This window comes from Agaribacterium sp. ZY112 (genome assembly GCF_041346925.1).
In the GTDB taxonomy this organism is placed as follows: Bacteria; Pseudomonadota; Gammaproteobacteria; order Pseudomonadales; family Cellvibrionaceae; genus Agaribacterium.
This window is the reverse complement of the sequence record NZ_CP166840.1, coordinates 1,069,326-1,083,457: the sequence shown is the minus strand read 5'-3', so window position 1 is coordinate 1,083,457 and position 14,132 is coordinate 1,069,326. Positions and strand designations below refer to the sequence as shown.

14 protein-coding genes are annotated in these 14,132 nt (G+C 42.3%); all 14 read right to left on the bottom strand.

Annotated features, from left to right (window positions below):
* Nucleotides 1–290: 290 nt before the first annotated feature.
* Nucleotides 291–1,562 (bottom strand): hypothetical protein, encoded by a 1,272-nt coding sequence (locus AB1S55_RS04765; RefSeq protein WP_370980645.1) that lies wholly within the window; start codon nt 1,560–1,562, stop codon nt 291–293.
* An 81-nt stretch (nt 1,563–1,643) separates the two neighbouring features.
* Nucleotides 1,644–2,339 carry an urea ABC transporter ATP-binding subunit UrtE gene (gene urtE / locus AB1S55_RS04760; RefSeq protein WP_370980644.1) on the bottom strand — a complete coding sequence of 232 codons (696 nt, stop codon included), beginning with the start codon at nt 2,337–2,339 and terminating at the stop codon, nt 1,644–1,646.
* A gap of 2 nt (nt 2,340–2,341) precedes the next feature.
* Complete coding sequence (gene urtD / locus AB1S55_RS04755; RefSeq protein WP_370980643.1) at nt 2,342–3,106, bottom strand: urea ABC transporter ATP-binding protein UrtD; 765 nt, start codon at nt 3,104–3,106, stop codon at nt 2,342–2,344.
* Nucleotides 3,103–4,269, bottom strand: coding sequence for an urea ABC transporter permease subunit UrtC (gene urtC / locus AB1S55_RS04750; RefSeq protein ID WP_370980642.1), 1,167 nt, complete (start codon nt 4,267–4,269; stop codon nt 3,103–3,105). The genes urtD (AB1S55_RS04755) and urtC (AB1S55_RS04750) overlap by 4 nt, the downstream gene beginning before the upstream one ends.
* Nucleotides 4,270–4,271: 2 nt before the next feature.
* Nucleotides 4,272–5,885 (bottom strand): urea ABC transporter permease subunit UrtB, encoded by a 1,614-nt coding sequence (urtB, locus tag AB1S55_RS04745; protein ID WP_370980641.1) that lies wholly within the window; start codon nt 5,883–5,885, stop codon nt 4,272–4,274.
* A gap of 133 nt (nt 5,886–6,018) precedes the next feature.
* Nucleotides 6,019–7,308, bottom strand: a complete 1,290-nt coding sequence (urtA, locus tag AB1S55_RS04740; RefSeq protein ID WP_370980640.1) for an urea ABC transporter substrate-binding protein — start codon at nt 7,306–7,308, stop codon at nt 6,019–6,021.
* Nucleotides 7,309–7,609: 301 nt separating this feature from the next.
* Nucleotides 7,610–8,224: an urease accessory protein UreH gene (locus AB1S55_RS04735; protein ID WP_370980639.1), complete on the bottom strand. Its 615-nt coding sequence runs from the start codon at nt 8,222–8,224 to the stop codon at nt 7,610–7,612.
* A 9-nt stretch (nt 8,225–8,233) separates the two neighbouring features.
* Nucleotides 8,234–8,842, bottom strand: a complete 609-nt coding sequence (gene ureG, locus AB1S55_RS04730; protein WP_370980638.1) for an urease accessory protein UreG — start codon at nt 8,840–8,842, stop codon at nt 8,234–8,236.
* Between the two features lie 39 nt (nt 8,843–8,881).
* On the bottom strand, nt 8,882–9,553 hold the full coding sequence (locus tag AB1S55_RS04725; protein ID WP_370980637.1) for an urease accessory protein UreF: 672 nt from the start codon (nt 9,551–9,553) through the stop codon (nt 8,882–8,884).
* Nucleotides 9,554–9,695: 142 nt separating this feature from the next.
* Entirely contained in the window at nt 9,696–10,046 is a 351-nt protein-coding gene (locus AB1S55_RS04720) for an FmdB family zinc ribbon protein (RefSeq protein ID WP_370980636.1), read from the bottom strand.
* 65 nt (nt 10,047–10,111) lie between these two features.
* Nucleotides 10,112–11,344 carry a formamidase gene (gene fmdA, locus AB1S55_RS04715; protein ID WP_370980635.1) on the bottom strand — a complete coding sequence of 411 codons (1,233 nt, stop codon included), beginning with the start codon at nt 11,342–11,344 and terminating at the stop codon, nt 10,112–10,114.
* 138 nt (nt 11,345–11,482) lie between these two features.
* The gene (urtE, locus tag AB1S55_RS04710; RefSeq protein WP_370980634.1) at nt 11,483–12,172 is read right to left on the bottom strand and encodes an urea ABC transporter ATP-binding subunit UrtE; all 690 of its coding nucleotides are present in this window, start codon (nt 12,170–12,172) and stop codon (nt 11,483–11,485) included.
* 22 nt (nt 12,173–12,194) lie between these two features.
* Nucleotides 12,195–12,941 (bottom strand): urea ABC transporter ATP-binding protein UrtD, encoded by a 747-nt coding sequence (urtD, locus tag AB1S55_RS04705; protein ID WP_370980633.1) that lies wholly within the window; start codon nt 12,939–12,941, stop codon nt 12,195–12,197.
* Nucleotides 12,942–12,977: 36 nt separating this feature from the next.
* The gene (gene urtC, locus AB1S55_RS04700) at nt 12,978–14,132 is read right to left on the bottom strand and encodes an urea ABC transporter permease subunit UrtC (protein ID WP_370981569.1); all 1,155 of its coding nucleotides are present in this window, start codon (nt 14,130–14,132) and stop codon (nt 12,978–12,980) included.

The window sequence follows — 14,132 nt, the reverse complement described above, 5'->3', positions numbered from 1 at the left end:
TGCTCTACTATTAGCAGCATCTAGGCCAAAACTATTTAATCTATATATATCAACAACTTAAACCAACAAAGCCCTGCAAAAAAGACATTAGAGCCAAGTTGACGCACAATAATAGTGCGAGATACGCACCCCGCCAGTGCTCTAGCACTATTTAGAGGCATTATTTTGATATAACTCCTATTTATAACAAATAGGCCTATGCGAATACGTTGAGTTAAGTGCCATACAAAAAAAAGCAGGCCCTTGGCCTGCTTTTAAATCTTATTAACGCACTGAAGTAGCGCTGGAAGCTAACGCTTGAAATAAGGCTTTCCCCAGTACCCTCCAGCAGCAATAAATGTTTTATGCCCAAGAGCATTCTCACAAGAAAACAACCCGACTTTTATGTTCTTATCCGTTGAAACATCGTTATTTAGACCACATTTACCAACGCTACACACCGGCCCCGAAAACTTGTATTCACTTTTGGACAAAACTCGTTTTGAAAAGCGCATGCCATAAGTCGAGAAAGTGGCTCGACCAAGCCGCTTACTGCCAGTTTTAACAAGTGAACTTGTATAAACCGTCAAATTCTCGTTCCATGATGGACAAGATGCTTTAGACTCAAATGAGTAACCTCTTGCTCGATAACCGCCACTTATGGATTTTGTACTAACAGACAAGCCACTTTGATAAGCCTTAAACCTAAGCAAATGCTTTCCAGGACCGTAATAGTCCGCACCAACGTGCATCTCGAGAGTCGTTCCATCAACATAAGAGTCAAATGCATCCCATACCACTCGATCCAATCTAACCCCCAGAACGCCGCCAGCTTCTACAACCTCATTACTTAAAATATTACTAAATGGCCCTACATAAATAATATTAGACAGCTGGCTTACGAAAGAATCTTCCATCTCTGGAATAACACGATCCAAAGCTATATTTAAAGCCGGTTTAACTGCCGCAACAACGAGCCTCCCAATAACATTGTTACAGTCATAATCATATGACTCATTTAATTTGATGGACCTAACACTAAAGTAACCAGTTTCTAGATTATAAACTCCAGTTATTTTAGGTCGAACACCTAGATCGAGCTTAAATTTACTTCCACAGACCGCATCTTCAATACCTTCCGTATGAAAATCAGCCGAGCCGTATAGCTTTAAACCTGATATTTCTGCCTCAATTGTTCTCCCCTTGACACGAAGCTTGGAAACCAGAGGACCATAATCAACACCAAAATTATAAGCACGCTGAACTTTCTTATCGCTTGCAACTTTAGCCTTAGCCTTAGACCACTCCTTACTAATCGTATCGATAAACTGACGCTTAAATTCCCGATCTATGTAAGAATTATCGCGAAACTTTTTTGACCAAATTCTCTCAGGAGCCTCAAAAGCATATTCAGCAGGCGAGCCACGAGATGCATTTTTAACTTTCTTCATAAAATCTGATGATTTATAGATTTTACTTGTACTAATATCAGTTTCAGGAACAACAAACTGTAATGTCGTCTCTGATAAAGATAAATTAGATAGCGAAATTAACATTAAAGTAAAAAACGTACGTAGAACCATAGAAAACTCCATAATTTCTTAATTAAATCCAAACGTACGTATACATTATATAATGTCTAAATGGTATTGGGCGCCAAAGTTTTATACAGTCAAAAAAGCCCTCACTTCTTTTTCATCCATATTTTTAATACGCCCGCTAAGCATCACCTGCCCCCTATCCATAACGGCATAGGCATCACCAAGATCACGAGCAAACTCGAAGTACTGCTCAACAAGTAAGATCGCCATATCGCCTTGGCCTTTTAAATAGGTGATCACCTTGTGTATATCTTTGATGATAGAGGGCTGGATACCTTCGGTAGGCTCATCAAGAATTAACAAACGAGGTTTCATAATCAAGGCGCGCGCAATACTCAGCTGCTGTTGCTGACCACCACTTAAATCACCACCACGTCTGTGCAACATTTTTTGCAGCACAGGAAACAAAGAAAAGATTTCCGCCGGAATTTTACGTTCTGCACGTGGCAGTACCGCAAAGCCGGTTTGCAAATTTTCTTTCACCGTTAGCTGGGAAAAAATCTGGCGGCCCTGAGGCACATAGGCGATGCCCATGCGCGCTCTATCCGCCGCCGCAAGTTTGCTAATATCCTTACCTTCCCAGGTTACGGTACCAGCGCTAGCAAGGTGGCGCCCAGTGATGCTTTGCATCAAAGAGCTTTTACCAACACCGTTACGCCCCAGAACACAGGTAATTTCACCGACTTTCGCGTCGAGGGAAACATTCTGCAAAGCCTGACTGGCGCCATAATATAAATCGATATTTTTTGCTTCTAACATCGTTATCGCCCCAAGTAGACTTCAATAACACGCTCTTCAGCGCTAACTTTATCCAGAGAACCTTCGGCAAGCACGCTGCCTTCGTGCAATACAGTGACCTTACTTTCCAGAGCCCGTACAAAATCCATATCGTGCTCAACCACAATCACGCTGTGGTTTTGACTAATGTCTTTTAATAGCTTGGCGGTTTCCATGGTTTCTACATCCGTCATACCACCGGCAGGTTCATCTACCAACAGTACTTCTGGCTCTTGAATCAATAACATACCGATTTCTAACCACTGCTTTTGACCGTGGCTTAAGTTCACAGCTAAATCATGCTTGCGCTCAAATAAACCAATTTGAACAAGCACCGCTTCAATGCGCTCTTTTTGTTCGCCTCGCAATTTGGCAAACATGCTCTGCCAAATACCGCGACCACCGGCTTGCGCAAGGTCGAGGTTATTCCAAATACTTAGGCTTTCAATCACCGTTGGTTTTTGAAACTTACGGCCTATACCTAAATTAGCTATGTCGGCTTCGTCATGTTTAGTTAAATCAATGACGTCTTTGAATTTAACTTCACCTTCGTCGGGCTTAGTTTTACCGGTGATGATATCCATCATGGTGCTTTTACCAGCGCCATTAGGGCCAATAATTGCACGCAACTCACCGGGTGCAATATCCAAGCTCAAATTATTAATGGCTTTAAAACCATCAAAGCTTTTAGTTACACCGTTTAAGTACAAGAGACTTTGCACGGTTTCGAGATGTTTAACTTCAATCATGCTTCGGCCTCCTTATTAACTTTTTCTTCAGGCTTGGCTTCTGTGTCGTGAATAGGTAAGGGTTTAACCTTTTTCATTAATTTTTCTGCTAAACCAACCAAACCTTGCGGCAGAGAAGTTGTAGACAGAACAAACAGCGCACCTAAGAAGAACAACCAAATTTCAGGGAAGGCTCCGGTGAAATAGGTTTTAGCGTAGTTAACAACAATAGCGCCAATGATGGCTCCATATAATGTGCCTCGGCCACCAAGGGCCACCCAAATAACAATTTCAATTGAATTAATTGGGCTAAACTCGCCTGGATTGATAATACCAACCTGGGGCACAAACAACGCACCGGCAATACCCGCTAAAGCCGCAGAGAAAACAAATACTAATAGTTTGTAATGCTCAACACGATAACCCAAGAAGCGGGCTCGGCTTTCTGAATCACGGATAGCAACAAGTACTCGGCCAAACTTACTTTCAGTGATAAAGCGACACACCAAATAAGAAACAACCAGTATCATTGCCGTAATAAAGAACAAGGCCACACGAGTGCCATCGGCTTGGATATTAAAGCCAAGTATGTCTTTAAAATCCGTTAAACCGTTGTTACCACCAAAACCAAAGTCATTAAGGAAAAATGCTTGCATTAAAGCGTAGGTTAAAGCTTGAGTAATAATGGAAAGGTAAACACCGGTTACACGTGAACGAAAAGCTAACCAACCAAAAAGGAAAGCCAAAATTCCTGGCACTAGCACCACCATCAACATGGCAAAACCAAACATGTCAAAACCTTGCCAATACCAAGGTAATTCCGTCCAGTTTAAGAACACCATAAAATCAGGCAGGTCTGCATTGCCGTACATACTTCTGTCGCCGATCTGACGCATTAAGTACATACCCATGGCATAACCCCCGAGCGCAAAAAACGCACCGTGACCAAGACTCAAAATACCGCAATAACCCCAAACTAAATCTAAGGCTAAAGCAAGCAGGGCATAACAAAGATATTTACCGAGCAGGGTGACCACATACGTAGGCACGTGGAAAAAACTGCCTTCAGGCATGACCAAGTTAAGAAAAGGAATAACAAAAGCCATAGCAGTGATGCATAGGATTACCCAGCGACCGACTTTGTCGTTTTGTATCAGTGTATAAAGGAGGCTGTGTTTTAACATGATTAATCCTCCACAAACCGACCTTTAAGCGCAAACAAGCCGCGAGGTCGCCATTGGATAAATAAGATAATAAATACAAGTACAATAATTTTACCAACTACGGCACCGGCATAGGGTTCTAATAACTTGTTAGCAAGGCCCAAACTCATGGCACCAAAGAAGGTACCCAGTAAGTTACCCACACCACCAAAAACCACCACCATAAAGCTATCGATAATATAACCTTGACCGAGGTTGGGGCCGACATTGGTAATTTGGCTAAGCGCAACACCGGCAATACCGGCAATCCCCGACCCCAAACCAAAGGTCATGGCATCAACCCAACCTGAACGGATCCCCATAGACGTCGCCATCGCTCGGTTCTGAGTCACTGCACGCATTTGCAAACCCATCATGGTTCGCTTAAGTACGACGGCCAGCATGGCCAGTACAATCAAGGCAAAAACCAAAATATAAATACGGTTGTAGGTTAGAGACATCGCACCATTCACGGCCCAATAACCGGCCAACCAGTCAGGGGTAACTACCGCAACATTATTAGAGCTGTACATGCGCACGGCTTGCTGCAATATCAAACTAATACCAAAGGTTGCCAATAGAGTATCGAGAGGGCGGCCATAAAGATGGCGGATAACAAGGCGCTCAATTAACACGCCAACAAAACCACTGACTAAAAATGCCGCAGGTATGGCCATTAATAAAGACCAATTCATCATTGATGGAAATAATTGCTGAATAGCGAACGTTGTATATGCACCTAGCATAATCATTTCGCCATGGGCCATGTTAATAACCCCCATAACACCAAAGGTAATTGCTAAACCAATAGCAGCAAGCAACAAGATCGAGCCCAAACTCAAACCAAAAATAATATTCTCAGAAAACTTAAATAACTTTACCCTGTCCTCTACCACGGCCAATTTCTGTGCAGCTAACTCAGCAACAGCGGCGTGTTGGTCCTTCCATGTGCCATCCTCGTTTTTTTCCGCCAACGTTTTAAGCACTGCTACTACTTCTGGTTCAACAGATGAGCCCAAAATACCAACAGCAAGTAAGCGCTCGGCTTCAACATCAGATTTAATATCAATCAAAGCCAAAGTCAGCTCTAAAGCATTCTTCACCTTGTTAACTTCTTCAGTTTTATACGCCTGATCAATTATCGACCGTAAGCTGGGGTCAGGTTTTTTTGCAAGATCTTGCGCTGAAGACAAACGAGTTTTTACATCATCACTCGATAATTGCAATACAGCCAAAAGCGGGCGCAAGGTACGACGTAATTTATTGTTGATGCGTACTTTTTTAATTGCACGCTTACTATCAACAGCGACAACCTCGCCCGTTATGGCATTTTTCGCACTGCTAAGGTCTTTAACATCTTTCAATATGACAAATGTGGAACTATCTTTTTTAAAAAATAACCGAGCATCCAATAAGGCTAAAAAAGTTGGCAATACACGCTCGTCATCGATTGTTGCCATTAACTCAATGGCTTCGGCTTTATCACCGTAGGAACCTTGATTAAGGCTAGGCAAAACATCTTCAAATGTCTTCGCCTGAATTGAATTTGCACCAAGTAATACGCCAAGAATCAGCGTTAGGTTAGCAAGTAAATTCATATCACTTACCTTTATAATTTTTTTAGGAATAAAAAAGGCCTCATATGGAGGCCATTTTATAGCTGCATGAATGCAGACATGTTTTGATGGGAGCCACAGGGTAGGTGGCTCAACATCAAACTAAGCTTTTAACTTAGAAGTTTTGGCCAGAACACTTTTTAGTTTCAGTGTTGTAGTTACCACAGTTGATTTTCTTGTCCTGCCAATCAGAGATGATTTTCGCGCTCTCAGGAAGGAAATCAGTCCAAGCATCACCGGCAACTTCTTCAGTTTGGCTTACGATATCAAACTGACCATCAGCTTGAATTTCGCCAATTAGAACAGGCTTAGTGAAGTGGTGGTTAGGAAGTACTTTAGCTACACCACCAGTTAAGTTAGGCACTTCGATGCCGTACATAGCCATGCGAACTTTATCAGTATCAGTAGACTTAGCTTTCTCAACCGCTTTTACCCAAGCCTGGAAACCGATATAAGTTGCTTCCATTGGGTCATTGGTAACGCGCTTTTCATCACCAATGAATTTACGCCATTTGGCAATAAAGGCATCGTTAGCGTCAGATTCAGCGCTCTGGAAGTAGTTCCAAGCAGCTAGGTGACCTACAAGAGGCGCAGTATCAAAACCGCTAAGCTCTTCTTCACCAACAGAGAAGGCAACAACAGGGATGTCTTCAGCGCTGATACCTTGGTTAGCAAGTTCTTTGTAGAAAGGAACGTTAGCATCACCGTTTACAGTTGATACAACAGCCGTTTTCTTACCCGCTGAACCGAATGCTTTAATTTGGCTTACGCGAGTAGACCAATCAGCATGACCAAAAGGCGTGTAGTTAACGCTGATGTCAGCTTCAGCAACGCCCTTACTCATCAAGTAAGACTTAAGAATCTTGTTAGTTGTTTGAGGGTAAACATAGTCAGTACCTTCAAGAACCCAACGCTTAACACCTTCTTCTTCCATTAAATAATCAACAGCAGGAATCGCTTGCTGATTAGGCGCTGCACCAGTGTAGAAAACATTCTTTGAACTTTCTTCACCTTCGTATTGAACAGGGTAGAACAACAAACCGTTCAACTCTTCAATAACAGGCAATACTGATTTACGAGAAACTGAAGTCCAGCAGCCGAAGATCACGTCTACGTTTTTCTGCTCGATTAGCTCTTTTGTTTTTTCAGCAAACAAAGGCCAGTTTGAAGCAGGGTCAACCACAACGGCTTCCAATTTCTTACCTAATAAACCACCCGCTTTGTTTTGCTCTTCAACCATCATCAAAACCGTATCTTTTAATGTGGTTTCTGAAATCGCCATGGTGCCAGACAGTGAGTGAAGCACACCCACTTTAATTGTGTCTGCAGCCATTGCAACGTGAGCACTAAGCGTTAATGCGGCTGCACCAAGTACCGCACCGGTTTTTTTGAAAACTTGCTTCATGTTATTCCTCCAAAGGATCAGAATCTTCTATATGTAGGGATGTTTCTAATTGCGTCACCCCTTTTACTTTTTAGCGAGTGAGTAAGAGCACGGATGGTGCCAACAGCGAAAAACACGCGCCGAATAGTTTTAAGCCGCTGTTTTAATTAGATTTTTTTGAATGAAGCAGAAGAAAACAAGGCATGCATTAAGCAAGAAGAGTGATGCGAGCACCAAGTCGGACCCACAAGAAAAGCAAAGGCACCAAATTGGTGCCCTGAAAGAAGTCAAATCGCTTTGATATCGATCAATTACAGTGCAATCAAAACAAAAGAAAGATTCCAACGCCAATTGAGAACAGAGCAAAGCCAATTTGAGCGACGTTTTGATAACGCTGAGTCACGCGTGACGCGAAGTTCAGGCTAAAACTGAGCACTTGCCCCAAACTTGTCATGGCCAACAAGACGCCCGCACTAAAAAGAAGCACATAAAGAAGAGCGATTAAAGGGTGGCCAACTTGTGACAGAGGAATTAATGCCAACAGCGGTGCAGAGCCCGCTATACCATGCACGATACCGACAACAACAGCACCACGCTGGGATACATGAGCACTCTTCTCGCCGAGGCGGTCGAACTTTAAACGCCAGAGAGCAAAACAACCAAGTGCTATCAGCATAAAACTAACTGAGCTCTCAGCATAAAAGCTAAAACGCTCAGGAATAGCCATACCAAAAGCAAACACCGCCATTGCAATAGCGGCAATAGCCAAGCCATGCCCTGCCGACCAGCGTAAAGCAAAACGCCACAGCCCCGTATCCGCCTTGTCGCTACCAGCACTTACACCGGCAACTGCAGCCATATGATCCGGGTCAAAAGCGTGAATCATGCCCCAGGCCAAACCAGAACCAAGAAATAAACTAAGACTCAATGTGTCCACAGCAACTACCTAACCGAGCATTCCGGCTTTTTCGATAAAACGAATAATATCCTGTAAGCCAGTTTCATCCTTAAGATTAGAGAAGATAAAAGGCTTATCCCCACGCATCTTCTTTGCATCTCTATCCATAACATCAAGATCAGCCCCTACCAATGGAGCCAAATCGATTTTATTAATAATCAATAAATCACTTTTAGTAATGCCCGGCCCACCTTTACGGGGGATTTTATCGCCAGCACTTACATCAATAACATAAAGTGTTAAATCACTGAGTTCTGGGCTAAACGTAGCCGCTAAGTTATCGCCACCACTTTCGATTAAGATCAGATCCAAATTTTCATGACGCTGCTGTAACTCAGCAACAGCGCTTAAATTCATCGACGCATCTTCACGAATAGCCGTATGAGGGCAACCGCCAGTTTCAACCCCCATGATACGATCTGCATCTAAGGATTCATGACGCAATAAAAAGTCTGCATCTTCACGGGTATAGATATCGTTGGTAATTACAGCGATGTTGTATTTGTCTTTAATCGCATTACACAGCTCTTTTACCAAGGCCGTTTTACCCGACCCTACAGGGCCACCAATACCAAGTCTTAAGGGAGGTTTTTTCATGTCATTTACAAATTAGTTGTTTTAGGTTTCTTTTATAGATCAGCTTCTAAAAAGCCGGGAGTATTGTCGCTCGTGCAAGCAAGATGCCAGTGCCAAGCCTGGTAGGCCTGCACCAATATCTTCATCCTCACACAGTGAGGCCTGCTGGATAACCAAGGGAATATCATCAATCAAACGCATCAACATTCGCTGTGCTTGAGTCTGACCTAAAGGTACAGCTTTACATGCAGCAGCCACTTGATTTTCCAACCAAGACCACAACCAACCTTGCAGCAATTCGGACTTATCAATTTGCCACTCTACACCAGCTAATGCAAACAAAGTTACAAAACTTGGCCTCTCACCAACCAACTCGCAGCGTGTGAACTGATGCGTCTCAAGTACGCGTTTTAGCGCGATACCCAGCTGAGTGTCTTCGAGTAATAACTCCGAGGTCTCTCGGCTGGCTATCAAAAACTGATCCCAATAACGGACCTGCTCATAATTTTCTTGATGCCACGCGTCGTATAACCGCATAAGAATGGGTAAATCGCATACAGCCAAGCTGTTATACATCAACCCTTGCCACCAGTCACAGAGTTCATCTTCACTCTGAATCCAGTTAGCATCAACCGCCCACTCTTGCCCCTGACTATAAGCGTAAGCGCCAATAGGAAGGGCAGGGCTTACCAAATACATTAACTTTAATAGGGCACTAGGGGCTTGCATCATTAACTTAACTTATAAATCATTAAGCCTACTAAAAATCGATGTACTTGCAAAGCACGGCATAGTGAGCAAAAGTTACTCTAAAAATACAGGGCCTCTAGTAAACATGGCTTACTAGAGGCCTAATTAAGATTACGACTAGAGATCAGTGACTGATCATCCAGGGTCTCATTGAAGGGAATATTTTCTCACCGCGTGCGGTATACATCATTTTAGCTTTTCCTAGCTTTTTCTCGCAGCCGCATCCAGCTTTATGCTCCTCATCTTCGGCTCGTCTAGCTTTACTTGATAAAGTCGGCTCATGTTGATTTTTTTCGTTTAATTCATGGGCCTGTTTTTTATCTTTATCCATAGCAAGAATATCGGGTGAAATAACAATAATCCTCGCACTCACCTTGCCACACTCGGGGCAGTGCGCGGGTTTATCGCTATCATCCATTGTTGCTAAGCCGTAGAAACGGCCATGCTGCTCGCACTTATAATCATAGACAGGCATCGTCTTCCCCTGATTCTTATTAAAAAAAGGCGGGCATCATTATGACCACCCGCAAACTTAGTGCCTCAATCAAGATCCGGAGCTAAAGGCACGTCTACGCTGCCGTCTAACTCTTTCTTCGGCCCATCAGCACCGGGCTGTACGTTAAACTCAAAAATATCAGTCGGTAACCATAACGTTGCGCATGCATTTGGAATATCAACAACACCACTAATATGGCCTTGCACCGGCGCTGTACCAAGAATGGCGTAGGCCTGGGCTCGCGAGTAACCAAATTTTTCTAAGTAATTAATTGCATTTAAGCACGCCTGCCTGTAGGCGATATGAACATCTAAATAATGCTGCTCGCCACTTTCATCAACCGATATACCCTCAAAAATCAAATAGTCATCATACTTCGGCGTAATTGGGCTAGGTTTAAAAATAGGGTTTTTAATGGCGTATTTACTCATACCATCTTTAATTAAATTCACTCTCATGTGTATCCAGCCAGCCATTTCAATGGCCCCACAGAAAGTAATTTCGCCATCACCCTGACTAAAATGTAAGTCACCTACAGATAGGCCACCACCATCAACATAGACTGGAAAGTAGATTTTAGAACCACGAGATAAATCTTTGATATCACAGTTACCACCATGCTCACGCGGGGGCACTGTTCTTGCACCTTCTGCAGCTGCTTTCTCTCGCTCTTCGCCAGTTAGTTTTCCCATATGCGCTGTTTCAGCATAAGGTAAGGTCGCCAAGGGTGGTGTACGCTCAGGATCTGTATCAAATAGAGCCTGCTCTCGAGTATTCCACTCTTCTAACAACTCTTTAGAGGGTAGGCAGCCTATTAATCCTGGGTGAATTAATCCTGCAAACTCTACCCCAGGAACATGCCGCGACTTTGTGAACATGCCATTTATGTCCCAGATAGACTTCTGCGCTTCTGGAAAATGTTCTGTTAAAAAGCCACCACCGTTTTTCTTTGAAAAGAAACCATTAAAGCCCCATAAAGACTCTTCAAAAGTACCGATATCTAATATATCAACCTCTAGTAAGTCTCCAGGTTCTGCGCCTTCGACACCTACTGGCCCAGATAAAAAATGCACCTTGGATAAATCAACATCACGAACGTCAGAGGCGTCGTCATTATTCTTAATTTGACCACCGGTCCAGTCGTAGCACTCAATGATAAAGTCATCACCCGGTTTTACCGTTTCCACCATTGGAATATCCGGATGCCAGCGATTATGAATTTTTTCATTGTCATAAGGAGACTCATTCAAATTAACTTCTATGATTCTAGTTGCCATTATTCTCTCCGATTTAGCAGATAATCTTGACCAGTCAACATTTGCTTAGGGCCAAAGCACGGATTCATTATCAAGCCCTAGTGAAAAACATTGAATTCGACAATTAACCTAAGCAACTACGTAAAATGACGTATTGGTTTATACAGACAAGTAAGACTTAACTTTTTCTGTATCTAAGTTCTCACGCTTGCCTTCATGAATAAACTCACCTTTATCAATAACAATAATCCGATCAGCAACCGCCATGGTGAAGCTTAGAACTTGCTCTGATACCACAATAGTGATGTCTCTTAGCTTCTTAATCTCATTTAAATCATTTGCTATATCTTTAATGATGGATGGCTGAATACCTTCCGTAGGTTCATCTAGCAACAGTACCTTAGGGTTAGTTACTAAAGCTCTAGCAATAGCCAGCTGTTGCTGCTGCCCCCCCGATAGGTTGCCGCCCTTACGATTTCTCATATCTCTAAGTACTGGAAATAGTGCGTATATATCGTCAGGAACTTGTTTAAGCTTTGACACTTGCATTCCAGATTCAATATTCTCTTTAACGGTCATATTTGGAAATATCATTCGCCCCTGAGGAACATAAGCAATACCATTTTCAACCCGTTTATAGCTATCCATAGCGGCAACGTTAATTCCATCGATATCAATGACACCCTCACTTGATTTAAGCACTCCAATAAGTGATTTAAACAAAGTGGTTTTACCCATTCCATTTCGCCCCATAATTGCCAGTGTCTCATTTTTGCTAACACTAAAATTTAGGCCATGTATAACTTCACTTTCACCGTATGAAACTTTTAGATCAACTACATTTAGCATGGTTTTTTCGACCTCAAACTGATTAATGGCCTAAATAAACTTCGACAACATTAGGATCTTTCTGAACTTTATCCATATCACCCGAAGCCAATATCTTTCCTTGGTGAAGCACTGTCACCTTGTCAGCAATTTTTTCTACAAACTCCATATCGTGCTCAATAACAAGAACTGAACGACCTTTGGATATTTTATTTAATAGATTTGCTGTCAACTCCCGCTCCTTTACACTCATACCAGCTACAGGCTCATCAAGCATCAATAGCTCTGGATCTTGTATCAACAACATCCCAATTTCTAACCATTGCTTTTGACCATGACTCAACAAACCAGCCTGAGCATTAAGTGACTCTTCCAAAGATATTTCTTTAGCAATCTGTCTTATTTTTTGCACCACATCGACACCGCGAGTAAAAAACAGACTACCCATGACAGTTCGCCCCTGGGGATAAGAGACCTCTAGGTTTTCAAATACACTTAGATTTTCATAGATGGAAGGTGTTTGGAATTTTCTTCCTACACCTGACCTAACAATCTCATGCTCACTTTTCTTAGTTAACTCTTTGTTTAAAAACTTAATACTCCCTGAGCTTGCTTTTGTCTTACCGCATATCAAATCCAGAACCGTCGTTTTTCCAGCCCCATTAGGGCCAATAACAACATGCAGTTCATTTTTATCGATATACAAGGTCAAATCATCAACGGCTTTAAAGCCGTCAAACGATACCGTCAAGTTTTCAATAGCCAGGGTAAAATCTGTTTCCGAACTCATATTTATTCACCTTTAGCATGGATTAATGCATTTACACTACGACTCAATCTTGCTCTCTCGCCTTTGAATGTTTCCCTCTATGCTCCCTTTAAAGCGAGAAACGAGTGCTTGCAAAGGCTTCGTCAATTTTTCGCTATGATTTTCCCAAATTCCTGCCAGTCCATTTGGAAAAAACATCACAACAGCGATAAACAAGCCGCCCATAAGAAACAGCCAAAGCTCAGGAAATGATTCAGAAAATGCTGTTTTACCAAAATTAATCAACAAGGTTCCGTATACTGCTCCTATTATCGACATACGCCCACCCACAGCACAGAATATAACCATCTCAATTGAAGGAACGATGCCCACAAAAGACGGTGACATAAAACCCACTTGCAACGTAAACATGGCACCGCCAATAGCTGAGATTACTGCTGCGACACAAAATATGAATATTTTGAAGTTCGCTACGTCGTAGCCAGAAAACCGAACACGGTCTTCCTTATCTCGCATTGCTAGAAGCAAACGACCAAATTTACTGGTCAATATAAATCTTGAGATAATGATTACTGCAAGAAGTAAAAAAGCATTAATAAAATAAAATATATATTTCGCACTATCAGATGTTATATCCCAGCCATTTAGTGTACGAAGATCAGTGATGCCATTAATTCCACCAATATAACCTTGCTGGCCAACAATGAGTACGGTGAGTATGACGGCAATCACTTGAGTAATAATTGCGAAATATACGCCGCCCACTCTACGTTTAAACATGGCAGCCCCGATAATAAAAGCGAATAAAGCCGGTACAATCAAAATAGCTAGAATGGTGAAAGTAAAGCTATGGAAGGGCTCCCAAAACCACGGTAGTTCTGTTAGCTGATTCCAATCCATAAAATCAGGTATACCTGGAGTTGATTGAATCGACGTATTTTCAGGCGAAGAGGCCTCTAACTTTAAGAACATTGCCATGGCATAGCCACCAAGCCCAAAGAAGATACCCTGACCTAGACTTAAGGTACCTCCATAACCCCAAAGCAGCACTAAGCTAACTGCGGCAAAAGCATAAGTGAGGTATTTACCAACTAGATTCAGCCTAAAGATATCTAGGGCCATAGGTAAAACACATAAGATAAGTATCGCCAAGATAATAAATCCACTTAATCCCGACTTACCACCCATAAAATTTTTGTAAAAATAGTTCAT

Excerpts from the sequence above, each read along its gene's own strand:
- ureG (WP_370980638.1), bottom strand. The coding sequence starts at position 8,842 with ATGAAAAAACCTCCCTTAAGACTTGGTATTGGTGGCCCTGTAGGGTCG.
- urtE (WP_370980634.1), bottom strand. The coding sequence starts at position 12,172 with ATGCTAAATGTAGTTGATCTAAAAGTTTCATACGGTGAAAGTGAAGTT.
- urtA (WP_370980640.1), bottom strand. The coding sequence starts at position 7,308 with ATGAAGCAAGTTTTCAAAAAAACCGGTGCGGTACTTGGTGCAGCCGCA.
- urtC (WP_370980642.1), bottom strand. The coding sequence starts at position 4,269 with ATGTTAAAACACAGCCTCCTTTATACACTGATACAAAACGACAAAGTC.
- urtC (WP_370981569.1), bottom strand. The coding sequence starts at position 14,132 with ATGAACTATTTTTACAAAAATTTTATGGGTGGTAAGTCGGGATTAAGT.
- urtE (WP_370980644.1), bottom strand. The coding sequence starts at position 2,339 with ATGTTAGAAGCAAAAAATATCGATTTATATTATGGCGCCAGTCAGGCT.
- fmdA (WP_370980635.1), bottom strand. The coding sequence starts at position 11,344 with ATGGCAACTAGAATCATAGAAGTTAATTTGAATGAGTCTCCTTATGAC.
- urtD (WP_370980643.1), bottom strand. The coding sequence starts at position 3,106 with ATGATTGAAGTTAAACATCTCGAAACCGTGCAAAGTCTCTTGTACTTA.
- AB1S55_RS04725 (WP_370980637.1), bottom strand. The coding sequence starts at position 9,553 with ATGATGCAAGCCCCTAGTGCCCTATTAAAGTTAATGTATTTGGTAAGC.
- urtD (WP_370980633.1), bottom strand. The coding sequence starts at position 12,941 with ATGAGTTCGGAAACAGATTTTACCCTGGCTATTGAAAACTTGACGGTA.
- AB1S55_RS04765 (WP_370980645.1), bottom strand. The coding sequence starts at position 1,562 with ATGGTTCTACGTACGTTTTTTACTTTAATGTTAATTTCGCTATCTAAT.
- urtB (WP_370980641.1), bottom strand. The coding sequence starts at position 5,885 with ATGAATTTACTTGCTAACCTAACGCTGATTCTTGGCGTATTACTTGGT.
- AB1S55_RS04720 (WP_370980636.1), bottom strand. The coding sequence starts at position 10,046 with ATGCCTGTCTATGATTATAAGTGCGAGCAGCATGGCCGTTTCTACGGC.